Here is a 24,529-nt window from a genome sequence, read left to right on the forward strand (position 1 = left end):
ATCCATGTGTGCACATGGTCTTTTTTACACTGTCTACCTAAAGGGGATAATACCAATCATAGCCTGTTTTCATTATAGCTATAGCTGAAATTAGGGCTAATGGATATTTAATAAATGGTTTTTTTGGGAACTCCTGTATATTTTTCATATTGTAAACCTCCATTCTCGATTTATTCAACACCATTTATTGTAGTCTCATTTTGAGAAATCATAACTTTTAAATGCTCTGTTATGACCATCATGTTATCAATAGCATATCTAATTAGACTCAATATGTCTTCTTCTATATTAAGTCCTTTTTTAAACGTTTCGCCCAAGTTATCAATATTCTCAATATCACTATTTTCAAAATCAAGATTAATTCTTGTAAACGTCATAACATAATCAGCCGTTTCAATATTTTCTATCATTTCTTTCATTAAAGTTTTATGAAGTTCTTTTGTCTTTTGAATATCCTCAAATACTACATTTTTATTAAATCCAAATCTTTCATATTCTTTATATGTTGTATTTAGAGGATGAGCAATTATATATGATCTAATCGCTTTGAAATAATCATATTTATCCCTATTTTCACTTTTAACACCATAAAACTCGTCTTTGTCGTTCTTTTTGTCATAGACTGTTAATGATTTTAACAAGTATTCTATTGATGTTAATATTTTGTCTGAAACTGATATTAATTCATACACATTAATATCATCATTTTTATTGTTTATATCTTGCAAAGCATAATTTATAACTGCTCTAGCCGACATAATTTTAGTGTTTATTTCAAAATGTTTATTTGCGTCTTTTTCAAAGTAATCATTACACACTTGATTAAATTCATTAAATGCTTCTCTATTAATTTTCATTAATATAACAATCAAATCCTTCTATTAAATTATTTTTATAATATATATTTATAATTTATCATATTCACTTTTTTATCAAGAATATTTTTGTTAATGTATTGCGCTTACCAAACTTTTACTAAAATTTTGAGTTACGCTGTTTTCCCCTTTTAATTAAAGAATTCCAAGTGAATTTTAATCAAACATTTTTATAAAAAAGAATGTTTATTTGAATAGAAAAGACTCCATTTTGATTAATCTTTTTTCAAAACGGAGTCTTCTTATCTATCATATAATATAGGTTTGTGGAGCTTTTTTGATTAAACTTTATTTCAAATCAACATCTTTTAATATAATATTAAAAAATGGATATGCTTAATCGCATATCCACTGTCAAGAAAGTATATATTTCACCTTATACATACTTTCTTCCTATTTATATACTTACCTTGGCTTCTCCAACACCCTGTTTTTTAATTAAATCTAAGTAAAAATGTGAGACAGTTGTGTTGTAATAAGGAGAAATGAAAATAAATGATAGATTAAATGTAAACATTCCTATAAATGCGGCCAATAAAAACCAACCAATAAATGATAACCAAAGAACAAATAACTTTAGTTTTTGTCCTTTCATTATTCTTTTACTTTCTCTCAATGCTTCACTTGCTGTATAATCAGGATTCTCTACTAATATGTAATACGACATGGAATAAGAAAAATATTTAATTATACCTGGAACAATTAATAAGAGACTCCATAAAAAAAGAAAAATAGCTTGCAACAGGCCCAATTTTATTGATCTAAACAAATTGCTTTTCTTAAACCCAAGAAATACATCGTCCACTTTAGCGTCTTCATTTTTCCCTAAATGTAAGGTGAAAGCAGAATATCCATAATTAAAGATGCCTTGTATGGAACTGTAAATTAAGAAACAAATAAGTCCTAAAAAAATATAACTTAGAATAAGTAAAACTAGTGCAGTAGGGTCTACTTGGGGTTGCCCACTAATTGAATAAACAAAGATTACATCCAAACCAATTACCCCAATAAACAGGCCAACTATTAAATACATGAAAGTCGCGATTGCTGATGCACTAAGAGTAGGTACAAAATAGTTTAACGCTGATACTCCTATACCTACCCCCCATTTACCATCTAACGAATTAAGTGCTGCTTTCTTTAAATTTCTTGTCATACTTGTATTCCCTCCTTTTTTCTTATTTTCCTTTACTGAAAAAATAAAAGAACTTGTAGCAGGCCCCGCCACAAGTTCTTTTAGCCAAATACTTTAGCTCATCAAAAAATCATTTATTCTACACAATCGGGGGTAATGCCTAAAATATGGTTTGTTAACATCATTATATAACATAATTATGAATTTTTGTTAAAAATTCTATATATTTAGACAAATAATTCTCCACTTTTTTACTTATTTTCATGTAGTTTTATCTATTGAAAATAAGTAAAAAACCTCTGCACTATTTCAATCAAAAGATCATTTAATAAACATTAAAAGACCACCTATAAAATTTAACAGGTAATCTTTTTTGTGATTTTGCACTTGTGCACTACTTTAAAAATATATCACAAATTTATCTAGTCTCCTAAACATTTGAATCTATAAATTTGTACGGAGATAATAAAGTTGTTTAAATATTAAGAATGAATATTCAGAATTATTTTGGGGTGGAACAGTAAAAAAGCAATCTTTATATGTTTTACTTAACCTTGAAGATATTATGCATCCCCTAATTTTATGTGTAAACGTAAAAAGACCGCCTATTACGAGCGGTCACTTTTCTTAGAACATAGACAAAGGATGCAAAGTGCAACAAAAAATATTGGTAACAAAATTATAAGCGATAGCCTTACAACAGAGTCTTCATAAAACAAGTATCGAATCATAGGCATATCCCAATATGAAACTTTTAAAACTGCAACTGTATTTTCTCTCGATGTTTCATTTAATTTTGTACCTATAACTTTTCCGTATACAGTAAATTCTCCTATATAAGCTGGATCATCAACATGAAGGAAAGGTGTATCACCTTCAAGCTCAATGTCCGTAGATTTTACATTAGGATATGTATCTTTAATTTTTTCTTTTAATATAGCTAAATCACTTTTACTTATTTTTTGAGATACTCCCGTAGTGGCTTGTGCGTATACGTGTAATTTTATGTCATCTTTTTGGATAGCTGACCTCCCTACTATTCTACTTGGAGAAAATATAAGTAATATCACATACAAAATAAAAAAGATTACAAAGACTTTAGAGAGTTTTTCTAACTTGTTCAATTATCACACCACCTAAATTGCCTAGGTTCATTCATTTCTAGTAACTTTTTATATAAATTAAATGTAAGTTCCGCTCTCTGTTTACTAACTATATTGTCTTCTGTTTTCTCAATTAGTTTAACAGCTTTATCTATTAACTCTGTTCTTAATTTTAAAATAGTAATCACATCACTTTTCAAACGAAAATAATTAATTAAAGTTTTACACTTTCTCAATATTACAGTATCAAATTTCTTATATAATTAAATTATTCTCTTTATTTATTTTATGTATCTGTTCCCTTTGAACCCTACTATTATAGGGTTCCTTTTTTTATAATCATATATTTATTAATTAATTTATCAATTTCCTGACTTAAATGGAGGACTTTCGTATGACTAAAGCCATGTTTATTTACCAGTTCTACTAATTCTAATTTTTTATTTTCTATTAGATCATTTAACTTCGCCACTAACATAAACTTTTTTCTTTCACACTCCCCCTAAACAAAATAAAAAGAGCTGCTCCCAGCCCTTGTATACTAAAAATCTATATTATTGCATTATGAATTTTCCCATAATCTATTATAAATGAATATTTACGAAGCCAACAACAATAATTTTAGTGTATTAAGAAATAAAAAAGCAGCAACATTTCATTACTGCTACAACTTCTTTATAAATTCATTATTTATAAAAACATATTCTTCTGGTCCATCAGCTTCACCATACCAAACTTCCAGCTTTATAATATGTGCTGCTACTTCTTTTAATATCACATTCATAAATGATGTAATAGGTGTCACATTATGTTCTGTATCTCTGTAATTCTTTAGATTGGCTATAAATGACCATTCATAACCTTTTAAATTTGTATAATAGTCATTCTCTTCTTCCCAGTTTCCTACGTGCCACCTCATATATAGAAAATCATCTTCTGCTAATGCTTCATTTATCTGTTTCTTAGTAAATGGAATGGTCTTACTTTGATTAACTTTTGTATATTCTTTAACGAATGGAAATTTTAAAGCTGCTTCTTCCTAGCTTCCTGTATTTGTTAATTCCACCAATTGTTTATATTTGTCCTTTATAATTACTTTACCTCGAAAGGCTGTATACATTTCAAATGGCACTTTTTTCACCCTCTTGAACCCATTATGAATTTAATTAACATATATCCTTAACTACACAATAGAAGGTTTTAGAAATCGTATTACGTTTCCCTTTTCGTTAAATTCACTCTCGTTGTTGCAATTCTTTGAGGTAAGATTAACTATATAACTCTCTGAAATTTTAAAAGTTCTTTCCTCATTAAACATTGTCAACGGAACTGATACTCCAACATTATTATCCAAATGACTAAGTACCATTACTGGGATAGTTTCTCCTTTTAATAAATCAACATATGAGGTCTTAACTTTATAATATTGCCCTTCTAAAAAATGCATTTTTCCGTTTATTAAATCTACTGCAACTCCATTATTACAATACGCTAAGCTTTGATTTGAAAAATGAATATCCTCCGATACTTTAATAAATCTCATTGTTTTATTATCAAATATATAGAAACCTTCTCTTACTACAAAAAGATTATATGGATTAATAAACTCTAAAAGATAATGTGTGATTTCAAAACTAGTATCTCCCTCAATCATTTCTCTGTATTCTACATAAAGTTTCTCTAATTTTTTAAATGTACTTAATTTGATCCCCTGATTTGGTCTTGATGCAAGTGTTAAGTCATCTAATACCCATTTAGCCACATATGTTGACGTTGGAATCATTTACAATATACCTCCTTCAAAATTCTATATATAAACATATAAACTCTTTAAATTTAATAAATTAGGCTCTACTTAAAGTATAGGCAGAATCTATTTAATAACTAAGATAATTCTCAAACTTTTTTATATAAAAAACTAATACAATTGGATTTACACTTAAAAAAATGTACAAATTGTTGTTATTATGTCGAGACAATTGAACTATATGAAATGAAAACAATACACGGGCAATCATATAAGGATTTATGTAGCGATTGTGACTATGTTTTACGTAATTACGTGTGAAATTCTTATTGATATTACCTTCCATGAGGGTACATTAATCCCTTAATTACTTTATCTATGAATAAATATTAAAATTATGGTACGTGAAATTGAATTGTATTGTATTGAATTGAATTGTATTGGTAATGAAAACTATTATTTAGCAAGAATTGAAAAAAGATATGTTATTAATAGGCTTGATACATTAGATACATGGGGCAACTTACGTGTACCATCAATAGTTTTATCCCTAAATGTGTCAATCTCCTTTGTGTTTGAAAAGGAGGATATACTATGAAAATATTTAATCTTTATCGACAATGCTATGGAACTGCAAGTATAGATAAAATTCTTCCTTCAATAATAACTAAAAGTATTTGGGATTTCTTTAAAACGCAAATAATTATGAGAAGTAATACTAAGTCTTTATTAAGCTATAAACACATCTTTAATTTAAAATTAGAAGATAACTACTTGGTATTAAATTATCAGCAAGAAAACCTAGATTTTGAAATACGTTCAAAAACGAATGTAATAGTAGATAACCTTCCAATGGAACAAAGTATTTGGATCATTGATAATGGCAAAAGTTTTATTATGATGTTACCTTCAGATTATTAATAGGAGTTACACTACATGCCTATTATGCTAAGAAAAGTAAACACCTCAAAATAATAATATTTAAGTAAATGAATTGTTTTTTAGTAAATTTATAAATTAGCTGTAATAAAAAAGTACCGACTCTTAATTGAGTCGGCTTTTCTTATTATGTATTAAATTTTACTATTGATAAGTAATGCTTTTAATTCTTCTGTAGATAATTCATTTTCTAACTCTAAGTGGTCTGTATTAAACCATAAAGTTGAAGCAATTCCCCATTCAGCAAATGTACAAGCTGATAATAACATGATAGGTAAAGCTAACGTACTAGTTTCTTTGCTTTCATTTTTCCATTACCCTTTATTAAGTCGAATGATTGTATGTATTGTTACAAGTTACTACATTATTTTGCATGTTCTTTCATTAGTTTATCAAGTGCTTTACCATAAGCATCTTTGTTTTCCTGACCTAACTCATAAATTGCTTTGTCCCAATGTTCTCCGTCTACACCTGATAAATATGGAGTACTTTTTAGTACGGCTTCTTGCATATTCGGTTTATCTTCTTTACTAGCGTCTTTGATTAACTTCGTTGCTTTTCTTGCATCTGTTACCCCTACTTGTATATCTTTGTGAATGTCTTTGTATTTATCAGGAACTTTTATGTGTTCCATATTGTCTAAAATCTTATCCATCTCGTTTGCTGTTTTTTAAATATCTTTTTCTTTTTCCTTGTCTTTCATAGCTTCCCCTAAGTTTACTAATAGTGAATCCTTCCTGAATTGAAACTCTACTAATTGTTCACAAATGTAATAGGGATACTGTTTCTCTGATATTACTGTTTTCATTATTGCTTTACTAGTTTGCTCAGTCTTAGGAGTAGAATCTTTATCTCCTACCCCACAACCTACTAATAATAGAATAGGTATTGCAAGAGTTACTATTTTATTTGACTTCAATATTATGCTCCTTATAAGTTGATAACTGAAACGGTAGTTACTAGTTACCTATTTACCTACCGTTTCAGCAATGTCTTCAATCTCTTTTAAATAAATATCGTTTACATCACTTACACCCTCTAAATACAAGTCAAATGCCTCGTTCATACCGTCTGTAGCTTCTTTAAGCTTAGTTGAGTCTTCTTTCTTAATGGCGTCTAATTGCTTATCAAATGATTTATCTAACGCTGTTGTTGCTTTAGATATTTTTTTATGAGCGTCTTTATATTTTGAACTTGGTGTTAATCTTCTCATTTGTGCTGTTACTGACTTTGCTTGTTTAAATTTCTCTTCAAACTCTTCCTTAGAGGAATCAGAAGTATACCCCTTTTCCTCTACTGTAGCTAGATCTTCAATAACAGTATTAAACTCTTTTTTTAATTCGAGTAGGTTTCCTGCATAAATGTCTTCCTTCTTTGCATCTTCTATTGAAACAATAGCATGGTCTTCATCTATTGCATTGCTTTCACAACCAACTACCCCAGTTAGTAGCATGAAGGGTAAAGCAAGTGTTAGTGCCTTTCGTTTCATATCTTTCCCTACTTTCTTTAAACTCATATACTAATAGTCTTATTGTTGACTAAACTACCAGTGTATGAATTTACTTTTCTATTTAATGTCTTTCAACATCTTGTTTGCTTCGTCTATCTTCTTAGAAGCCTTGACTACTGCATCATTACCTATTTCCATTAAGTTTCTGTCTTTTAACTCTAGACCGTCTCCAATTGATTTAAGTGACATATCTAGTAAGCCCATAGCAGTATCCATTGTAAATTGTACATCTTTATATTTTTCGTCATGCTTTAATTTCTTAACCTTTTCAGATGTTTCAAGTAAGTCTTTAGAAGCTAAATTAAATTCTTTCTTCTTCTCTTCTACTGACTTTTGGCTTGTTAATATGTTACTTACAACTTTAGACTGTTCAGAAATATCTTTCATCAAGTAGGCTAAGTTCTCTTTATAGTCTTCTTTCTTATTTTGCTCAATAGAAACTTTACTGTCTACTTGCTTTTCTTTTGCACTACATCCTACTGGTCCCCCTGATACTAACATAAGTGAAAATGCTAAACATATTAGTTTCTTTGCCCTCATACCCCATACCCCTTCCAAAAATAATTGTAAGTAATTAACATATGAAACCATAACATAAATTACATAAATAGAATATATAAATTCCCCATCCTTAATAGAAATTTTGATTGTTTTAGCAATATGGAGACATGTATTGCGGTTACAGAAAATCCCCCTCTTGTCGATTTGAAATAAAGTTACATTGTTTCTAATAAAGTCGTGATGTTTTAAAGTTTGTTTAGATCCTGTTTTACAGGATATTTTTTATTTATCTAAATGGGCAGTTTAGTAGCAAAAGGATTTTACAATAATTGCATTGAATTTATTAGGTAAAGTATAGGGCATTATTGTAATTTATTTTAAGGAGAGAAAATAATTGAACCTAAAAGATATATCTTTGTGATAATAAAATTGTGAAAGTGTTTAAGAAACATTCTCCAAATACAGAATCTTTATATAAGGCAAAGAAAAAATAACAATATCTATTATTAATATTCTTGTCTTAGATTTTTAGTAAAAAAACAGATAAAAAAAGAATAAATATAAAGTATGAATAGGGATGTAGTAAAAATGACATTGATAAAATTTAATTCTTATCATCAAAAAGTAGAAATTAAGAGGAATTTAGAACTTATTAACTTAGAACATGAAAAAATTAGAGAATATGTAAATTTTGATATATTTTCTTTTGAACAATTAGATGAATTTCAAGTAGGATATAGCATTGACACCAATGGAAACTCCCTTGTAACCAATGAGGAAGATACTTGGGATGCAAATTGGATTGTTATTGCATATGAAACTATGTGTGGAGATCCAATTATTATTGATTTAAATGAGGATGGATACCCTATATCTTCATTAATGCACGGAATGGACAGTTGGGGTGTTGGCGGTTTCCTTGCTGATTCTATGGACTCGTTTATCAATTTTATAAAAGATATAGGTAATTTTCTTACTGAGAAACAAGTTTTAGAAGGAAAAAGAATTATACAAAATAGAGAATTAGAAACATTGTTAAATAAGTTTTTGGAAAAAAATAAATTTGCTGATTTTGAAATATGGCACTCTTTATTGAGTCCATTATTTGATATTGCAGAAGAATACGAGCAAACATTGGAGACAAAAGTAAAAAAGATGAAGAAAGAAGGAAAGAAAATAACGAAAATTGCTCACATGCTTAATATAAAACCCAAAGAAGTGTATGAGTATATTAAGAAAGTTTAATAGAAACTATTCACTTTCTAGAGAACAATCGGGCGCGATTATGGAGCAATAGAGGCAGGAAATTACAAATAAAAAGGATCTAATATAAATATCAGATCCTTTTTCACTTAGTATACTTATTTCACTGCCTCTTTTAATTCTTTTCCAGCTTTAAATGCAGGCGCCTTAGAAGCAGCAATTTGCATTTCTTCACCTGTCTGCGGGTTACGACCTGTTCGCGCAGATCTTTCACGTACTTCAAATGTACCAAATCCAAGAATCTGTACTTTCTCTTCATTTGAAAGAGCATTTGTTATAGCGTCTAATACAGCTTGTGTCGCTGCAGCAGCATCCTTTTGTGTAAGTTCTGCTTTATCCGCAACTACTTTTGTTAATTCTGTTTTATTCATTTTCTGCACCTCTTTATATGTAATTAGGGATTATTATAACGTTCCTATACTCCTAGTGCAATTAATAATAACATATAGAGATAGCACCACATCACCATCAAACTATGAAAAGCAAATACCCCAAAACGAAAATATAAGCCGTTTTCTTTCAAAAACACATGGAATTTTTAACCTGGATTGTTATAAAACTCTTAAGTTGATGGGCATGGGTGAGACTTCGAAATATTGTGCTTTCACATCAAATAACAAACATGAATAGGACTTTACATTTAATTCGTAGGAAACCTCTCTTTTACAAGATCTTCGATGTTATTCGCTTCTTTAATTTCTTTTGATGATAACCAAGCTGTATATAATGTTCCAGTCTTATTGGTTAAATCTATGGCATAATTTTTATTATACAGTTCTTCTTTAAGTATTGTGGTTACTTTGATTAAATCCTCAATTAAAGGAGGATTGTTTTCAAATATACCGTCGCTATTAAGTTTTAAAATCACTATATATTTTCGAAGTCCCTCATGATCCGAACTTATATAAGTAATATCTTTAATTGCAAATCGATCGTTTTGCATTTCATGTAATCTTTCTTCTACTTTGGAGTGCGTTCTAATCCAACCTTCCCAATATTTGTTTATGGCATCTGACATCGTAGTTTTCATTGTTAGTAACAGTTCTTCTTTTGTTATTATATTTTGTACATTTTTAAAAGGTCCACCTAAAGATTTACCATTTTGATCCTTAATCTCTAGTTCTGTTATCTTTTTATTATTCTTCTGAATGAGTTGAAATAGAGCATATAAACGATCTAATTCTACGGAATCCAATTGGCTAAAGTCAATCTCGTTGCTCATTTTCAAAGTTAATAGCAATTCATCTGTCGGGCTTCCTTCTTCTGGATTTTCATTATCAAACATATATTGAAGAGCATTTTCTTCTTCAGTTTCCACGTACCCTAATTTTTTAATTTCTTCTAGAGTTGGTTGGAATTTCTTATATTCCTCATATGTTTTTTTCCCATATTTGTATTCATCACCTACTATAGATGAATAGAGGAAACCTTGTACCTTTACTCGGAATTTTAGATATTTGTTATCTTTTTCTTGCACAGTATGGTAGGTATTACCGCCATTATTTTCATTTATCGAGCTCCATTTTGTTACATCAACATCGATACCGTGTTTTTCTTTTATATAGTTTTGTACCTCAGCTTCATTTTTTGAATTACAACCACTTAAAAATATGAAACATACTACTAGCAATATTACATTTTTCATACTTTTCATATAAGCACTCCCTACGTAAGAATTAATTCTTGAATGTGCAGTACACTGCAAAGCCCTCTTTCCTTAGTCGTTTACTTCAACTTTTATATAGTGTGAATCTTAAATCATTTAAGTTCTTGACGTTCCCATCTATACTACTTGGAGCATTACTGTCTTAAAATATATAACTTATTTATTTTAAGGTCTTTCTCAGTTCTAAAAGCATATGGTTCATTGGGCAAATATCTAAATTGTACATTCATACCATGAGACCTATTTTACTATAAAATCTGGTTATATTATTAAAATATTCCTTTTTTTATTTTTTTGTCTCCTAGTATAGATGTTCCTTCTACTTCAATGAGGGAGGATTTATGGAAAGACATTATACAATCTCAAATTATGCACTACATATAAGAAGAAAAAACATGACTCTAACCATAACATAACAAAAATCATATATATGCATAATTACATTTAAAATCACCGATGATAATGTTATACTGATATCAACCAAGAAGCATCCAAAAAACTATTATTAATCACTACATTTTCTTTCAGAATAGGTCAACGTATAAAAAGGCACTATATATAGTGTCTTTTTATATACCTAAATTATTACTAGGTTAGAAGTACACCTATTTATAAACCGTAAATAGGACACGGCAGTATAGGAGAATATATCAATGATTCAGAAGACACAACATTATTTTTATCATTTAAAAACACAATGGTTTATTATGTTCATGACTTTTGCATCTTTCTTGTTACCACTCCCCACCAGTTTTCTACCAGGAGGATTACAAAAAAACCCCATTGAAGATGAATATTTATGGATTCAAATAGTGGATGGCATAGTCATTGCACCTTTATTAGAAACAGCTCTATACCAAATGTTTATATTTTGGATTTTAAAATTGATCCCCGGTATGGAAAAAAACAACAAATCAATTATCTTTATTTCAGCTATTATATTTGGATTGAGCCACAATTTTAGCTATACTTATATGTTATATGCTTGCATTATGGGTTTGGTATTTGCGTACTCTTATTGGATTTATACAAGAAAATATGAGAATAGACATACAAAATTTCCACCATTTTGGATTGTATGGTGTATACATGTTTTACATAATATTGTTGTATTTTTTATTAAAAATTTATAAATATATTATTAATATAACGAGGTTAAAAAATCATCTTAGGCTGGCATCAACTGCTATTCAGCTAATCTTTTGATATATCCTTTAATTAAAAACTTTTTTCTATAGATAATACTAAAACAATGTTGTCCGATAAAAAAAGAAGCTGGTGGATAAATTCTCCACCAGCTTCTTTCTATCTTGCTATTCAATTAGAAGCTAACCGTCGCTGCTTCCTCTCCTGAACTAATCATTCGTTGTTCAATCTTTCCTAGCAGTCCCTTTATCTTACTTGAATAAAGTTTAACTGCTTTCGTAGATTGAGCATTCTTAAGCTCTTCTGTCCATTCTGCTAAATCTTCCTTTTCTTGATCATCTAGATAATCAAAAACTTCCTTTCGAGACATCGGGCTCACCTCTACTCAACTCTCTTTATTTGGCCGTTACATAACCAAATCTCCTCATCTCTCTACTTCTATTTATACCAGATTACTCCTCTTTTATTCCTTATTCTTTTTTTCGAGTTCGGTCAATTTCTTTGAAATAGACTGAATCTCGTCGGTTTTTACTTGTTCCGTTGCCAAGCGATTGTGCAGCAGGAAAGCTTGCCCTGAAATCCCAGCAAGAATACTCACCTTAAGAATATCCATCATTGTTTCAGGGTTAAACATTGCAACACCAACGAGTGAAGCAATACTGCCTACAAACATCTCTCCCAAGAAACCCGGGTGAAATGCAAGCTTGCTCTTACGAGGCAACAAAAACTTTTTGTTTGTGATGTAATGACTAGCCAATCCTGAGACCATACCAGCCACAACTGACACAATTACTGTAACCAACATAATATGCACCCCTTTTCGAAAAACTTTTGACATTGCAGCAGCAGTTTCTATTTAATAATTAGTTCCTATGACATAGCATCACCCCTTTCAGGCAAAAACAAATAACCTTCCAGGAAAATGAATTGTTTACACAATAAAATAAAGCAACATAAAGTTCCTTTTTGTGTAATTTCATTAACCCGAAAGGTTATAAGTAGTTAGTGATATAAAAAAGAAAAAGACAAAAATGCAACTAAATTATATCATAACGAGGCTTTTTTATCTTTTAATTCAGAAAATTCATTTCGTAATCTAACTTTCTCAAGTTATCAAATTAAATTATTAGATACTTTTACACCTTCTAATACTTTGAAAGCCTGATTACTATTTATTGTTTCGAATCTTTCATCAATTATACTGTAGATCATATTACAATTTTGATGAATATAAAATTCCAGTATCTCAAGTGCTACCTTTTTATCCTCTACATTTTCAAAGTTACATAAATTTATTATTCTAGTTCCTGTGATTTCGCCTAAATTAGTATGATTTTTAAACGATTCAGGTCTCCTATACTCTGCAGCTGCGACTATTGATTCAAGTTGAAAGTTCCGATTCAATAATTCTTTAACTGAGAATGACTCTTTACGTATAAACTTTAGAACTTCCGCTAAATCAATAGGTACCATTATAACGGCCACTTTTTTAATATTTTCTAAGAAGGGTAGATATATCCACCCTTCTTAGAAAATATTAAAGACAAGGAATTAATCCTCGTCTTTTTCATAACTGCAGTTAAATTTTTTCTTCATATTCAATTACCATAACCAAAAGCGGTTGGCCTTGTTCACGTTCCATGAACCCGCTTGATGTTATTTTTTTAACTATTTTCTCGTAATTAGCACAATACTTCAAAAAGCCATTCACTTCTTCATCAATTCTTAATGCATCAGCAATAACAGTTCTAATTTGTAACATAATAAATCCCTCCAAATAATTTTTCATTTTAAATATGTAATCTCAGAAATTCGAAACCCATCTATTTCTGGTACATATTTAAATTCCAGAATTAAGTCGTTTTGTTTTACCAAAAATAATCCTTTTTTTACTTTTGTAACAGTTCTTGGTTTTTCATAATTAAATAGAATTGGTTTACTTTTATAAGTAACTTTGTAATTCTTATTTGTACTAAAATAGTCTGATGTAAATTCATCAGCTAATTCTGCAGTAGTTACATGATTTCCTAAAAACATTTCTAGTTCTTTTTTATTTTGATAAATGGTTAAGTGGCCGTTCTTATCAATATCATCAAATATTAATTTGAATTGCCCTCCTAAGTCATTAATCACATTTTGTGATAATTCATCTTCAAACAAATAATCGTATTGAATTTTTTGTTTCAAATCTTCTACTTTGATTGGAGTTAAAGCATCTGTTTGAGGTTCATCCTTTATAAAGGTGTTATAAAAAACAAACATCATAGCTAAAACGCCTAACACTAAAAACAATCTCTTAATCTTCATAAAATCTTCATCCTTTCACAATGTGATGTTCTCCAAAAAACGCAAAAAAAGCCCTTTTCGGAGTTATATTTAAAAAGAAAGTAAAAGTAAAAAACTTAAACTATCTTTGAAAATCGAAACCCCGAAAGGGCTATAGTAGTTATAGATATAAAAAATTGAAATTAAAACAAGGTATACTTAATTTTAACAAATTACACCTACAAAAACAACAATATTCAAAATATTCAATCCATCAATTTCATGTTATGATGAATACTATAAACCTTCAGAATGGAGTTTGATCTACACTTGAAAAAACGTCTAATTTCTGTTTTTCCAATGTTAATATTTATAATTGGTGTTACCTTACTCTTACTAAGACAGTTCGTTTTTTTTCCATATAAGGTTTCTGGAGTTTCTATGGAAAACTCCTTATTTAATAATGACAAGGTTTTAATTAATCACTTTACCCATTCAATTGAAGATCTGCAAAGATTTGATATAGTTGTTGTTAATTCCCCCCTAGAAAACACTTCTAATAAAAAAACAATTATAAAAAGAGTAGTTGGTTTACCTGGAGATACAATAGAATATAAATCACAGCAGCTTTATATAAATGGACTTCAGGTAAAAGATGCATACTCAAAAGGTAAAACAGCTGATTTTTCATTAAAAAATACTTATGGTTTCGAAAGGGTTCCGAATGATACAATTTTTGTATTAGGAGATAATCGTGAAGAAAGCTTAGACAGCAGATTTAAAGAAATAGGATTTATATCTTTGAATAATATTGAAGGTAAGGTAGTTTTACGCTATAAACCATTCAATAAATTCATGAAATTTTAATACAATTAATTAAACATATAAAAAAGCTCCAACTGTAGGACAGTCGGAGCTTTTTACAATATAATTTTGATTAATTAAGTTTTACTGATACAAAAACTTATAGATGAACCTTCTAAAATCTTCGCTATTATAATTTTCCGCTAAAATCTTATTTAGCTACATCATTAGAATTTGATGCAAGTAATCCATTACCCTGCTCTTTAGAAGTTGTTCCTGCAGGTTTCTGTTCTGGCTTTTGCTCTGGTTTCTGTTCTGGCTTTTCTTTCTCAAGAACTACCACATTTACTGTTTCAGTTGAGCTGTTTCCTGCCTTATCGGTTGCCGTTACTTGAACTGATATTGTGCCTGGCTTACTTGTATCATACGCTCCTACTGTTACTACTGGATTTGGATCTTTATTATCTTTTACACTCACTAAACTTCCTGGACTTAATTTATCTCCCACATTTACGGTTACACCTTGTTTCGCCTTTATTACTGGTGCTTCTGTATCCTTCTCTTCTTCTTTTTCTACTACTTTTACTGTTACCGTTGCAGTTGAGCTGTTACCCGCATTATCAGTTGCCGTTACTTGAACTGATATTGTACCTGGCTTACTTGTATCATACGTCCCCACTGTTACTATTGGGTTTGGATCTTTATTATCTTTTACACTCACTAAGTCTCCCGTATTTAAGCTATCTCCTACATGTACGATTACACCTTGCTTCGCTGTAATTACTGGTGCCTCTGTATCCTTCTCTTCTTCTTTTTCTACTACTTTTACTGTTACTGTTGTACTTGAACTATTTCCTGATGCGTCTGTTGCCGTTACTGTTACTTGAATTTCTCCTGCCTTACTTGTATCGTACGCTCCTACTGTCACTACTGGATTTGGATCTTTATTATCTTTTACTTCTACTAAATCGCCTGCATTTAAGCTATCTCCTACATGTACGGTGACACCTTGCTTCGCTGTAATTACCGGTGCTTCTGTATCCTTTTCTTCTTCTTTTTCCACTACGTTAACGGTTACTGTTGTACTTGAGCTATTTCCTGAGGCATCTGTTGCCGTTACTGTTACTTGAATTTCTCCTGCCTTACTTGTATCGTACGCTCCCACTGTTACTACTGGGTTCGGGTCTTTATTATCTCTTACTTCTACTAAGTCTCCTGCATTTAGACTATCTCCGACATGCACTGTCACACCTTGCTTCGCTGTAATTACTGGTGCTTCTGTATCCTTTTCTTCTTCTTTTTCTACTACTTTTACTGTTACCGTTGTACTTGAGCTATTTCCTGAGGCATCTGTTGCCGTTACCGTTACTTGAATTTCTCCTGCCTTACTTGTATCGTACGCTCCTACTGTTACTACTGGGTTTGGATCTTTATTATCTTTTACTTCTACTAAATCGCCTGCACTTAGACCATCCCCGACATATACTGTCACACCTTGTTTTGCTGTAATTACTGGTGCCACTGTATCTTTTTCAGGTTTCTCTGGTTTTGTTGTACCACCATCGTTACCATCGCCGCCTGTTGGTGGGGTTGTACCTCCTCCACCATCGTTACCATCTCCACCTGTTGGTGGGTTTGTATTTCCTCCACCGTCGTTACCATCTCCACCTGTTGGTGGGTTTGTATTTCCTCCACCGTCGTTACCATCTCCACCTGTTGGTGGGTTTGTATTTCCTCCACCGTCGTTACCATCTCCACCTGTTGGTGGGTTTGTATTTCCTCCACCGTCGTTACCATCTCCACCTGTTGGTGGGTTTGTATTTCCTCCACCGTCGTTACCATCGCCGCCTGTTGGCGGTTTTGTATTTCCTCCACCATCGTTACCGTCACCGCCTGTTGGCGGTTTCTTATCATTATTAATTGGAGGTATTGAGTTATCTGCAATAGCTACTCCATCATTGATGTTTAGATCGCCACCAAATACAAAGTTCTTACTATCCTTATTATCCGAGACAGCAGGATAGTTTGTCGCTGATGCTATTGAAGTATTCAAATCTGAAAAGCGATTACTTGATTTATCACCGTCAATAACTGATGCTAGGTTTCTATCTGAATTTATAGCTGCGGTCGCAATTGAATCAGTTAAATCATCAAATTTCTTTTTGGTTTTGTTATTTTCAATGATTCCAGCTAAATTTTGATCTGAGCTACGTTTTGCATTATCAATGATTTCATCAAAATCATTACTATTTAAATTTTCAGTTGTTTCATTCTTACTTTCATCTTTTTTCTCATCTTTCTCCTTTTCTTTTTCACTTTCCTTTTTCTTTTTAGATACTGATGCTGTTTTGGTACTCTTCTTTTCCGAAGAAAACAGCGAGCAGCCTGAAACTACCCCAACACTTAAGGTAGTAGCAGTAGTCGCAAGTAAAACTTTCTTAAAAATTTTCGAATAATCTAAAGGCACAATCAATTCCTCCCCATTACTTAACCTGCACTTATAGTTGCTACAGAGGTAGCAGAACTATTAGGTGTAGAATTGTTAATTTTTTTCGAGCAAATCTTTATTTCCAACCTTTTGAGCAAACTTCTTAGCTTCCTCAGATTTATTTAATTTCAAATAACTATTAACAATAATTCCTTCTCTTCTTCCATCTAGTGGAACACTATCTTTTAATTTAATAACTTCTTCATGTTTGTCATCTAATGCTGCAATTTCAAAATTAATTAGTGGATTTTTTGTTTTAAGTTCTTTTACTTTTTTCAAATTATCTACTGCTATATAATATGAAACTACTGATTCTGCAAAATCTTGCTCTGAGTCAATAGCCTTTTGTGCTTTACCGCTTAATAGATAAGTAAATAAAACTGCCTTTTTATCTTCTTTCCCTAGTTTTTTATAATCAACTTTATCAAACTCCAAGGCAGCATCTTGATATTTTTGAACTGCAGATAATCTTAATCCATTTATTAAATTCGCATTAACTTCTAAACTATTTACATTATTTGCAGATGCAGCCTGTAAATTCTTCAAATTGCTAAAGGTAAAACCTGCTAATACTAATAAAACAATCGATGCGACTCCTATAATAGCGTACTTATATTTTTTCATATTATTTAAGATTCCTTTTTTTTCGATTACTACTTTCTCTTCTTGTTCAAATTTTGTTTCATTTGGTAGATTTCTTTCCTTATTTAAATTAATTTCATCACTTTCTGGTTCCCTTTTAGCCTCAACTATTTTTTGTCTCTTTTGTGCTTCTTCTATTCTCTTTTCTTCCTCTAATCTTCTTTTTCTTACTTCTTCAAGTTTCTTCTCTTCTTCTTTCCGTCGTGCTTCAGTCTGTTTCCTTGCTTCTTCTTCCGCCTTTCTACGCGCTTCCGCTTCTTCACTTTTCCTTGCTTCTTCCTCTGCCTTTCTACGTGCCTCCGCTTCTTCACGTTTCCTCGCTTCTTCCTCTGCTTTTCTACGTGCTTCCGCTTCTTCACGTTCCCTTGCTTCTTCTTCCGCCTTTCTACGTGCTTCCGCTTCTTTACGTTTCCTTGCTTCTTCCTCTGCTTTTCTACCTTCTTCTACTTCTGGTTGTTCTTTATTAAAATCGCTTTCAGAAGTGCTTGACTGTTTTTGAATTGTCGTAATCCAATCAAGAGCCGGATTACTATTTGAAGCTTCATTTTTAGGTGTATTTAAAACTACACTTTCTTCTCTATTTCCACTTTGTTTCAACTGTTGTTCTAAATGCTCTTGCTGAAATTGCTCACTTACTTGATCCTCATGGATATCCCCATATTGTTCTTCTTCCTCTGCTAGTAATCGTTCTCGTCGTTCTTTTTCTTGTCTAATCCTTTCTTTAATTACGTTTCTTTTTCTATTATTTTGCATATAACAACAATGGCCTCCTTTCTATTGGTACCTCATAAATAAGATTAATTAAATTATTTATCCTTCATAATTAATCATGAGATATTTCTATAGAAAAACTAAGGAAAAATAAAGATAATATTATTTTTTAAGCATGATAAATAAAAAGAAGGATAAACAGGTAGCACCCATTTATCCTTCTTTTTATTTATCATCCATTGAGTTTATAGTACATGTTATAGCCTTAATACACCACTTTGTTCCCAACTTTTAGATAGAAAAAGATATAACACACTCGTTATACTGTATATTCTGATAAATATGAATATATATTTTCACGCCATATTAAGTTCATCCATTACTTTCAACTTTTCATGTAGTAGATTAAAAATTTCATCTTTATAGTCACACTTCTTCAATTTTTTAATTGCTTCATCCTTTATTTGCGACACTCTTTCAGTTGTTATCATAAGTGCTTTTGCAATTTCTTTATGCAAATACACTTTACCATCCAGAAGACCAAAACATAGATTTAGTACCATCTTTTGCTTTGGGTTTAATACTTCATCAAATATTAACCATATCTCGTAATTTAAGTCCTCAATTACCATCTCATTTGTTGAAGGAATTGCTGAACTTTCATCATAGAATGGATTTGATATACCTATATCTTCATTTATTGTATCTATATCCAAAGTCATAGTAGTAGCTCGCTTATAATATACGTTGTGCCTAATGACTGTTTCGCTAGTTACATTTAACTCTTTTACTACTTCTTCCACTGAAGGGGTTCTGTTGTACATTTGTAGATATTTATCTTCTAACTCGACATATTTTAAATTAAATTGATTCACATAATTAGGTATTTTAAAAGGCCCAGACTTTTTTTTACATATAATTCCTAACATACTTTTTTGTATCCACCAAAAAGCGTATGTGGAAAAGCAATAGCCTAAAGCCGGATTAAAATCGTCCATTGCCCGTAACATTCCCTCATTTCCTTCTTGAACCAGATCATCAAACTCTATATCAGGGTGCTTGTTTTTGTACTTTCTTGCAATAGATAATACTAGTCCTACATTCACATGAAACAAATAATCACGTAGATCCTTTTCACCATGTTTGTACCGCTGAAATAATTTTAAACTTTCTTGTTTTGATAGTACCTTATAATTTCCTATTTCCTTAATTTCAAAAGTGTTTCCTTCTGGATAAGCCTTTGGCTTAATACTTCTTGCAGTAGAACCTTGTGTTATAGTTTTATTTAATGACTCATCGCGATTCAAGCTGCTATATGATTGATTCATACCTATTCCTCCCTTCTCATTTTTAACGAATTGTTTCTAAAAACATCTTTGTCTCCTTTTGTACGTTACTAATCAACTTACAATTCCTTGCGCATGTATTGGCCACTTCTTTATGTGCTTTCGTTTTTCTCAATTCTATATAAATATCGCATCCTTTGCAGATGCTACTAATACCTTCCATTATTTCTAATTGTCTTCTTCTTTCATATAAAAACTGCTCTTTTGTTTTCTTCTCGCTTACTCGTCTCCCCATTTGTTTCACCTCGTATACATGAATAGTATTATTTAGTCATTAAAAACTACTATCGATATTACATAGATACGAAACTTCACCTTAAAACTCTTCCAAATTTATCCTGTATGTATATGATATAGGATTATAACAAAATGTAAAACAAATTATTCCAAAAATTTCAAAAATTACTGAGATATTAAAATATCCATCATTTCCTTATGATTAAACTAATTATATTTATATAAATCTTGATAATCATCAAGGTTTATATACAATTTAAACCCTGATGACTATCAAGAACACGTATAAAATAATGGATGTTTTGTATTCTTCTATACAAAACATCCGTTTAGAAAGAGTAAAAAATAAATTTACCTTTAAAGCTTCCAAATTTATATTTCCTCGAATCTCATATGTAATTTTTTGTATAATTAACATAGAAATTTCGATTTTATAAAAACCACTCATTCTAGTTATGGTATAGAAAAGTAATTAATCATTTCTATCCCTTATTAATATGTTTTTTAACTTATTTCAATTAAAATAGCGTTTATCTCACTTTCTCTATTGCTGGAATATAATCGTTTAACAGCAAATCATCTAGCCCCTTTCCAAGATTAATATCCCAACTTGCATAATTAATACTTATCCCTTCTTGATAAAGCGCTTGCGCACATTCTAATAACGACCGCTGAACATCAGAATTTGTAATCATATCCATATCTAAAGCGAACGTCGCCTGTTTAACCCCCATTTTTTTTAATGGTTCAATTAATATTCTCCATACTTTAACCCCAGGTATTGATACGACTGTGGTACCATACATTACTTTTTCCTCATTTGTTAGAAGCTCGTCTAAGTTTTCAGCAGAAATATCAGACTTTAGACTCCCTTCTGAAATCCATACATTATCCTTTTTTATTAGTTCTCCACGTTCCAAACTTTTCAACTCTCGACTAGGTACTGCTACATGTATTGGTAATGGGTTCCCAACTCCTGTTCCATAAAATTTCCCACCTGAGCTGATCCAAATATATTTACTTTCTAACTTTAATTGTACTTCACCTAATTTTTCACCTTCATAATTAATTTCATACCATTCTTTAACATCGACTTTACCTTTAAATATAGACTCTATCTTCCCATTGATTTTATAGGTCACCTCTATAGTATTGGGTTGCTCAATAACTTCTGCCTTAAAGCTTGGTTTATGATTTTTTACAACTGTCATATATTCAGGATTATCAATTCTACATTGAAAACCGCATATCTGATTATATATATTTCTCTGCGGTATTAATAAAGAATCTCTCCTTCCTGCAAACGTGAAATATCTTCCATCCTTTGTTTCTTTTGCATAAAATCCTGGAATTCCAACAATATAGCTTGTTTTCCCCCCTACTTTTTTTATTAGCTCTTTCGTAGTATCCCAAGGTTTAATAGGAAAACTTTTGTAATTTCTAGCATTTATTACTTCTCTTGTAATCCTACGTTTTGATCCCGTTAACATTTTAATATGTTCATCTCTCACGTCTAAAAATTCTAGGAATAAAGTGTAAATAATATCAAGGGTGTAATCATTTTTCTTCCTATGTTCCTTAATCATCTGATTTTGAGAAAAGTCATATCCCCTTTTTTGATTTTCAGCTACTACATGTAAATAGCCTGCTTCCCCGAATTCTGTTTCTGATGAAATTCGTCCACATATTATTTTGGTTTCAGAATCATTAACCATGCACCATCCTTGCTTACCACATATAGGGCACGTTGTTCTATAATATTCGAACCATCTCTCATTACTCCCCTTATTCATGCTTCTCACCGGTCTTAATATTCTACTTGCTGTTAACTTTTCAATTGACATCACATATCTCCTTTTCCCTTAATCAAATAGAAAAGCCCTTTGGAATACGGAGGTTAAATACCACACAAACGTGTAATTTAATCCGTAACCCGAAGGGCTTTATGTAATCACTAGAAACTAAAAAAATTAACAAGTTATAATAAGAATATACTAAAAATTCTTTATTTAATCAAATAATCTTCCAATATTATTAAACTCCACACTATAATTATACATGGGCATCTCACTACTTAAACCCTTTTGGACCTTTTGAAGCGAAAACTTCTTCGGAATCAGATACTATTTTAGCAATCTATATTTACCAAGCTATAAGGGTCCCCCTTATTAACCGTTCACTAATGTTTTTCTGCTTACTTTTTTTGGTACAGTATACTCTCTACTAACCAATTAATTGCGCTATTAAGCGCATTCTTCTTGACCATAATCCATTCCTTGTAAATAAGCATCATAACATTATATTTTGTTCAAAATTAATTAGTCCTACTTAAAAACAATTTAGAACAAGGACTATAAAACAGTCATATAATTATCAATCTCATGTTGATACCAACAGAAAATCAATACATCTCACCCGCATTTGACATTGACATATAAACTGAGATTAACATGTCAAATAAGGCGCACCAACTTTATCATTGGTATCCATCGATTAACATTAACATAACGTTGACAAGCGGGCACTTATCAAAAATGTTTGTACCTATCTAAACTTCAAGATCTATATTAGTTGAACATTAGTCCATTGCAACGGATTGTACGGAAGTAAGTTAATTAATAACCTACCTTTGAAAATGTTTTAATGCTAGTAATACATAAAAAAAGAAACACCATGAAACTATCAATCGCATGTTGATACCGATGAAAAGATAACCGATTTTTAATCTCTTATTTGTTATTAATATGTCAACCAAGATTAACATGTTAGATGATTGTTTTCTTTTGTTATCAATATCATTTCGATTAAGATTGACATAACATTAACAATAAGGTGTCAAAAAAGAAGAAACGTTTATAGCTTTCAAGATTTCAAAATCTATATCGGTTGAATTTTTTATTCTGTGGCAGTTTTCTCGAAGTGAATCTAGTGACGATCTATCCTAGAAAATGTTTCGACACCATCAAAACACAGTTAAAAATTTAATCGGGATAATAAATGATGACAGTAATTCAATGATTTTTACCCTTTGTTTATCATTGACCTATAGTCTGAAACAACACATAGAGAAGAATACTGTCTATATTATTAATCTCATATCAACAATTCGTATTTAACATCAATATGACATTAACAATTAAGTAGTTGAAATACGCATAGATGCAGACCTTGAGTCTTCGAAATCTGCATTAGTTATAAATTTATCTACCACAACAGATTTCTATTGAAAAATAAAAAAGAAACACTTTAAAAGAACTATAATTGTGGTTAGAAACTAACAAGAACTCCATACAATTGATAATTTTTTATTAGTGGCACCCAAAAATTTAGAAGTTTCCCCTTTGTTTATCATTGATATATAACCTGAGATTAACATGTTAAGCATTTGTTTTCTTTTGTTATCAATATTATTCTAGTTGATATTGATATAACATTAACAATAATGTGTCAAAAAAGGAAAAGTGTTTATAGCTTTCAAGATTTCAAAATCTATATTAGTGAAAATTTTCTTCTGTGACGGTTTTCTCGAATTGAATCTAGTGATGATCTATCCTTAAAAATATTTCGACACTATCAAAACATAGTGAAAATTTAATCGCAATAATAAATGACGACAGCAATTCAATGGTTTTCACCCTTTGTTTATCATTGATATATAGTCTAAAAGCAATACGTATAGAGAAATGCTGTCTATATTGTTAATCTCATATCAACAATTTGTATGTAACATCAATATGACATCAACAATTAAATAGTTGAAATACGCATAGATGCAGATCTCGGGTCTTCGAAATCTGCATTAGTTAAAAGTTTATCTACCACAACCGATTTCTATTGAAAAATAAAAAAAGAAAACACCCTAAAAGAACTATAATTGTGGCTAGAAACTAACAAGAACTCCATACAATTGACAGTTTCTTATTAGTAACACAAAAAAATCAACAGTTTTCTCTTTATTTATCATTGATATATAACCTGAGATTGACATGTTAATAGGGCTAGTTATCAATTAATGATAGTTTCATATCAACTATCACCAATCCGTATTAACATGACATTAACAATTATCGATTCTAAAATTGAGAATATACATACAAATAGAGTTTTAGATTCTACATCTATTAAAAGGCTTTTTTCTATAGCAAAATTCA

General features: G+C 30.6%; 23 protein-coding genes and 4 pseudogenes. 5 read left to right on the forward strand and 22 right to left on the reverse strand.

The genetic code is table 11. The annotated features are described in order from the left end of the window. Nucleotides 1–170: 170 nt before the first annotated feature. The 6 genes and pseudogenes from CQZ94_RS24705 to CQZ94_RS24735 form a co-directional block, all read right to left on the reverse strand. On the reverse strand, nt 171–857 hold the full coding sequence (locus tag CQZ94_RS24705) for a hypothetical protein (protein ID WP_105587544.1): 687 nt from the start codon (nt 855–857) through the stop codon (nt 171–173). A gap of 415 nt (nt 858–1,272) precedes the next feature. After that, nucleotides 1,273–2,031 carry a DUF975 family protein gene (locus CQZ94_RS24710; protein ID WP_105587546.1) on the reverse strand — a complete coding sequence of 253 codons (759 nt, stop codon included), beginning with the start codon at nt 2,029–2,031 and terminating at the stop codon, nt 1,273–1,275. 587 nt (nt 2,032–2,618) lie between these two features. Beyond that, a complete protein-coding gene (locus tag CQZ94_RS24715; RefSeq protein ID WP_105587547.1) occupies nt 2,619–3,134 on the reverse strand; it encodes a transposase in 516 nt (171 codons plus the stop codon). Between the two features lie 295 nt (nt 3,135–3,429). Then, nucleotides 3,430–3,591, reverse strand: a complete 162-nt coding sequence (locus CQZ94_RS32460; RefSeq protein WP_074593997.1) for an aspartyl-phosphate phosphatase Spo0E family protein — start codon at nt 3,589–3,591, stop codon at nt 3,430–3,432. Nucleotides 3,592–3,777: 186 nt separating this feature from the next. Next, nucleotides 3,778–4,233 (reverse strand): annotated as a pseudogene (locus CQZ94_RS31945) (hypothetical protein). A gap of 63 nt (nt 4,234–4,296) precedes the next feature. Continuing rightward, nucleotides 4,297–4,896 (reverse strand): hypothetical protein, encoded by a 600-nt coding sequence (locus CQZ94_RS24735; RefSeq protein WP_105587549.1) that lies wholly within the window; start codon nt 4,894–4,896, stop codon nt 4,297–4,299. Nucleotides 4,897–5,454: 558 nt separating this feature from the next. Between CQZ94_RS24735 and CQZ94_RS24745 the strand changes: the two genes are divergently transcribed. After that, nucleotides 5,455–5,781 (forward strand): DUF960 family protein, encoded by a 327-nt coding sequence (locus tag CQZ94_RS24745; RefSeq protein ID WP_105587553.1) that lies wholly within the window; start codon nt 5,455–5,457, stop codon nt 5,779–5,781. Between the two features lie 152 nt (nt 5,782–5,933). On the opposite strand, the gene CQZ94_RS31950 is transcribed toward CQZ94_RS24745, so the two are convergent. The 4 genes and pseudogenes from CQZ94_RS31950 to CQZ94_RS24760 all read right to left on the reverse strand — a co-directional run bounded on the left by CQZ94_RS31950 (nt 5,934) and on the right by CQZ94_RS24760 (nt 7,849). Continuing rightward, nucleotides 5,934–6,068: a hypothetical protein gene (locus tag CQZ94_RS31950; protein WP_258166050.1), complete on the reverse strand. Its 135-nt coding sequence runs from the start codon at nt 6,066–6,068 to the stop codon at nt 5,934–5,936. A gap of 95 nt (nt 6,069–6,163) precedes the next feature. After that, nucleotides 6,164–6,718 (reverse strand): annotated as a pseudogene (locus CQZ94_RS24750) (hypothetical protein). Nucleotides 6,719–6,766: 48 nt separating this feature from the next. Then, entirely contained in the window at nt 6,767–7,288 is a 522-nt protein-coding gene (locus CQZ94_RS24755; protein ID WP_105587605.1) for a DUF7018 domain-containing (lipo)protein, read from the reverse strand. Between the two features lie 78 nt (nt 7,289–7,366). After that, the gene (locus tag CQZ94_RS24760) at nt 7,367–7,849 is read right to left on the reverse strand and encodes a tungsten formylmethanofuran dehydrogenase (protein ID WP_105587554.1); all 483 of its coding nucleotides are present in this window, start codon (nt 7,847–7,849) and stop codon (nt 7,367–7,369) included. A 368-nt stretch (nt 7,850–8,217) separates the two neighbouring features. Here CQZ94_RS24760 and CQZ94_RS31955 point away from each other — a divergent pair. Together CQZ94_RS31955 and CQZ94_RS24770 are read left to right on the forward strand one after the other, a co-directional pair. Then, nucleotides 8,218–8,301: pseudogene (locus CQZ94_RS31955) on the forward strand (aminoglycoside phosphotransferase); the annotation flags it as partial. 97 nt (nt 8,302–8,398) lie between these two features. Next, a complete protein-coding gene (locus CQZ94_RS24770) occupies nt 8,399–9,055 on the forward strand; it encodes an SMI1/KNR4 family protein (protein ID WP_105587556.1) in 657 nt (218 codons plus the stop codon). Between the two features lie 116 nt (nt 9,056–9,171). Here the strand turns inward: CQZ94_RS24770 and CQZ94_RS24775 are convergent, their stop codons facing one another. Both CQZ94_RS24775 and CQZ94_RS24780 read right to left on the reverse strand, forming a co-directional pair. Then, nucleotides 9,172–9,444 (reverse strand): HU family DNA-binding protein, encoded by a 273-nt coding sequence (locus CQZ94_RS24775; protein WP_105587558.1) that lies wholly within the window; start codon nt 9,442–9,444, stop codon nt 9,172–9,174. 269 nt (nt 9,445–9,713) lie between these two features. Beyond that, a complete protein-coding gene (locus CQZ94_RS24780) occupies nt 9,714–10,727 on the reverse strand; it encodes a hypothetical protein (protein WP_105587559.1) in 1,014 nt (337 codons plus the stop codon). Nucleotides 10,728–11,392: 665 nt separating this feature from the next. Between CQZ94_RS24780 and CQZ94_RS24785 the strand changes: the two genes are divergently transcribed. After that, nucleotides 11,393–11,872 carry a CPBP family glutamic-type intramembrane protease gene (locus CQZ94_RS24785; RefSeq protein WP_105587560.1) on the forward strand — a complete coding sequence of 160 codons (480 nt, stop codon included), beginning with the start codon at nt 11,393–11,395 and terminating at the stop codon, nt 11,870–11,872. Between the two features lie 188 nt (nt 11,873–12,060). On the opposite strand, the gene CQZ94_RS24790 is transcribed toward CQZ94_RS24785, so the two are convergent. The 5 genes from CQZ94_RS24790 to CQZ94_RS24810 form a co-directional block, all read right to left on the reverse strand. Then, on the reverse strand, nt 12,061–12,255 hold the full coding sequence (locus tag CQZ94_RS24790) for a hypothetical protein (protein WP_105587561.1): 195 nt from the start codon (nt 12,253–12,255) through the stop codon (nt 12,061–12,063). 93 nt (nt 12,256–12,348) lie between these two features. Beyond that, on the reverse strand, nt 12,349–12,690 hold the full coding sequence (locus tag CQZ94_RS24795) for a DUF4257 domain-containing protein (RefSeq protein ID WP_000961795.1): 342 nt from the start codon (nt 12,688–12,690) through the stop codon (nt 12,349–12,351). A gap of 308 nt (nt 12,691–12,998) precedes the next feature. After that, a complete protein-coding gene (locus CQZ94_RS24800; RefSeq protein ID WP_258166051.1) occupies nt 12,999–13,358 on the reverse strand; it encodes a hypothetical protein in 360 nt (119 codons plus the stop codon). A gap of 106 nt (nt 13,359–13,464) precedes the next feature. Further along, on the reverse strand, nt 13,465–13,647 hold the full coding sequence (locus tag CQZ94_RS24805; RefSeq protein ID WP_105587564.1) for a hypothetical protein: 183 nt from the start codon (nt 13,645–13,647) through the stop codon (nt 13,465–13,467). Between the two features lie 23 nt (nt 13,648–13,670). Further along, nucleotides 13,671–14,192 (reverse strand): peptide ABC transporter ATP-binding protein, encoded by a 522-nt coding sequence (locus tag CQZ94_RS24810; RefSeq protein ID WP_105587566.1) that lies wholly within the window; start codon nt 14,190–14,192, stop codon nt 13,671–13,673. Nucleotides 14,193–14,480: 288 nt separating this feature from the next. Between CQZ94_RS24810 and lepB the strand changes: the two genes are divergently transcribed. Next, nucleotides 14,481–15,017, forward strand: a complete 537-nt coding sequence (lepB, locus tag CQZ94_RS24815; protein WP_258166052.1) for a signal peptidase I — start codon at nt 14,481–14,483, stop codon at nt 15,015–15,017. A 148-nt stretch (nt 15,018–15,165) separates the two neighbouring features. On the opposite strand, the gene CQZ94_RS24820 is transcribed toward lepB, so the two are convergent. The 5 genes and pseudogenes from CQZ94_RS24820 to CQZ94_RS24840 all read right to left on the reverse strand — a co-directional run bounded on the left by CQZ94_RS24820 (nt 15,166) and on the right by CQZ94_RS24840 (nt 22,222). Continuing rightward, a complete protein-coding gene (locus tag CQZ94_RS24820; protein ID WP_105587569.1) occupies nt 15,166–17,421 on the reverse strand; it encodes a DUF5011/hyalin repeat domain-containing protein in 2,256 nt (751 codons plus the stop codon). A 20-nt stretch (nt 17,422–17,441) separates the two neighbouring features. Then, nucleotides 17,442–18,837 (reverse strand): annotated as a pseudogene (locus tag CQZ94_RS24825) (hypothetical protein). Between the two features lie 314 nt (nt 18,838–19,151). Beyond that, nucleotides 19,152–20,123, reverse strand: a complete 972-nt coding sequence (locus CQZ94_RS24830; RefSeq protein WP_105587572.1) for a sigma-70 family RNA polymerase sigma factor — start codon at nt 20,121–20,123, stop codon at nt 19,152–19,154. 22 nt (nt 20,124–20,145) lie between these two features. Beyond that, on the reverse strand, nt 20,146–20,376 hold the full coding sequence (locus CQZ94_RS24835; RefSeq protein WP_000533697.1) for a hypothetical protein: 231 nt from the start codon (nt 20,374–20,376) through the stop codon (nt 20,146–20,148). A 532-nt stretch (nt 20,377–20,908) separates the two neighbouring features. After that, on the reverse strand, nt 20,909–22,222 hold the full coding sequence (locus tag CQZ94_RS24840) for a DUF3854 domain-containing protein (RefSeq protein WP_105587574.1): 1,314 nt from the start codon (nt 22,220–22,222) through the stop codon (nt 20,909–20,911). Between the last annotated feature and the right edge of the window lie 2,307 nt (nt 22,223–24,529).

Source organism: Bacillus sp. MYb209, from assembly GCF_002975175.1.
Lineage (GTDB): Bacteria > Bacillota > Bacilli > Bacillales > Bacillaceae_G > Bacillus_A.

Coding starts and splice junctions, on each gene's coding strand:
- CQZ94_RS24705 (WP_105587544.1), bottom strand. CDS start 857: ATGAAAATTAATAGAGAAGCATTTAATGAATTTAATCAAGTGTGTAAT.
- CQZ94_RS24710 (WP_105587546.1), bottom strand. CDS start 2,031: ATGACAAGAAATTTAAAGAAAGCAGCACTTAATTCGTTAGATGGTAAA.
- CQZ94_RS32460 (WP_074593997.1), bottom strand. CDS start 3,591: ATGTTAGTGGCGAAGTTAAATGATCTAATAGAAAATAAAAAATTAGAA.
- CQZ94_RS24735 (WP_105587549.1), bottom strand. CDS start 4,896: ATGATTCCAACGTCAACATATGTGGCTAAATGGGTATTAGATGACTTA.
- CQZ94_RS24745 (WP_105587553.1), top strand. CDS start 5,455: ATGAAAATATTTAATCTTTATCGACAATGCTATGGAACTGCAAGTATA.
- CQZ94_RS31950 (WP_258166050.1), bottom strand. CDS start 6,068: ATGTTATTATCAGCTTGTACATTTGCTGAATGGGGAATTGCTTCAACT.
- CQZ94_RS24755 (WP_105587605.1), bottom strand. CDS start 7,288: ATGAAACGAAAGGCACTAACACTTGCTTTACCCTTCATGCTACTAACT.
- CQZ94_RS24760 (WP_105587554.1), bottom strand. CDS start 7,849: ATGAGGGCAAAGAAACTAATATGTTTAGCATTTTCACTTATGTTAGTA.
- CQZ94_RS24770 (WP_105587556.1), top strand. CDS start 8,399: ATGACATTGATAAAATTTAATTCTTATCATCAAAAAGTAGAAATTAAG.
- CQZ94_RS24775 (WP_105587558.1), bottom strand. CDS start 9,444: ATGAATAAAACAGAATTAACAAAAGTAGTTGCGGATAAAGCAGAACTT.
- CQZ94_RS24780 (WP_105587559.1), bottom strand. CDS start 10,727: ATGAAAAGTATGAAAAATGTAATATTGCTAGTAGTATGTTTCATATTT.
- CQZ94_RS24785 (WP_105587560.1), top strand. CDS start 11,393: ATGATTCAGAAGACACAACATTATTTTTATCATTTAAAAACACAATGG.
- CQZ94_RS24790 (WP_105587561.1), bottom strand. CDS start 12,255: ATGTCTCGAAAGGAAGTTTTTGATTATCTAGATGATCAAGAAAAGGAA.
- CQZ94_RS24795 (WP_000961795.1), bottom strand. CDS start 12,690: ATGTTGGTTACAGTAATTGTGTCAGTTGTGGCTGGTATGGTCTCAGGA.
- CQZ94_RS24800 (WP_258166051.1), bottom strand. CDS start 13,358: ATGGTACCTATTGATTTAGCGGAAGTTCTAAAGTTTATACGTAAAGAG.
- CQZ94_RS24805 (WP_105587564.1), bottom strand. CDS start 13,647: ATGTTACAAATTAGAACTGTTATTGCTGATGCATTAAGAATTGATGAA.
- CQZ94_RS24810 (WP_105587566.1), bottom strand. CDS start 14,192: ATGAAGATTAAGAGATTGTTTTTAGTGTTAGGCGTTTTAGCTATGATG.
- CQZ94_RS24830 (WP_105587572.1), bottom strand. CDS start 20,123: ATGAATCAATCATATAGCAGCTTGAATCGCGATGAGTCATTAAATAAA.
- CQZ94_RS24835 (WP_000533697.1), bottom strand. CDS start 20,376: ATGGGGAGACGAGTAAGCGAGAAGAAAACAAAAGAGCAGTTTTTATAT.
- CQZ94_RS24840 (WP_105587574.1), bottom strand. CDS start 22,222: ATGTCAATTGAAAAGTTAACAGCAAGTAGAATATTAAGACCGGTGAGA.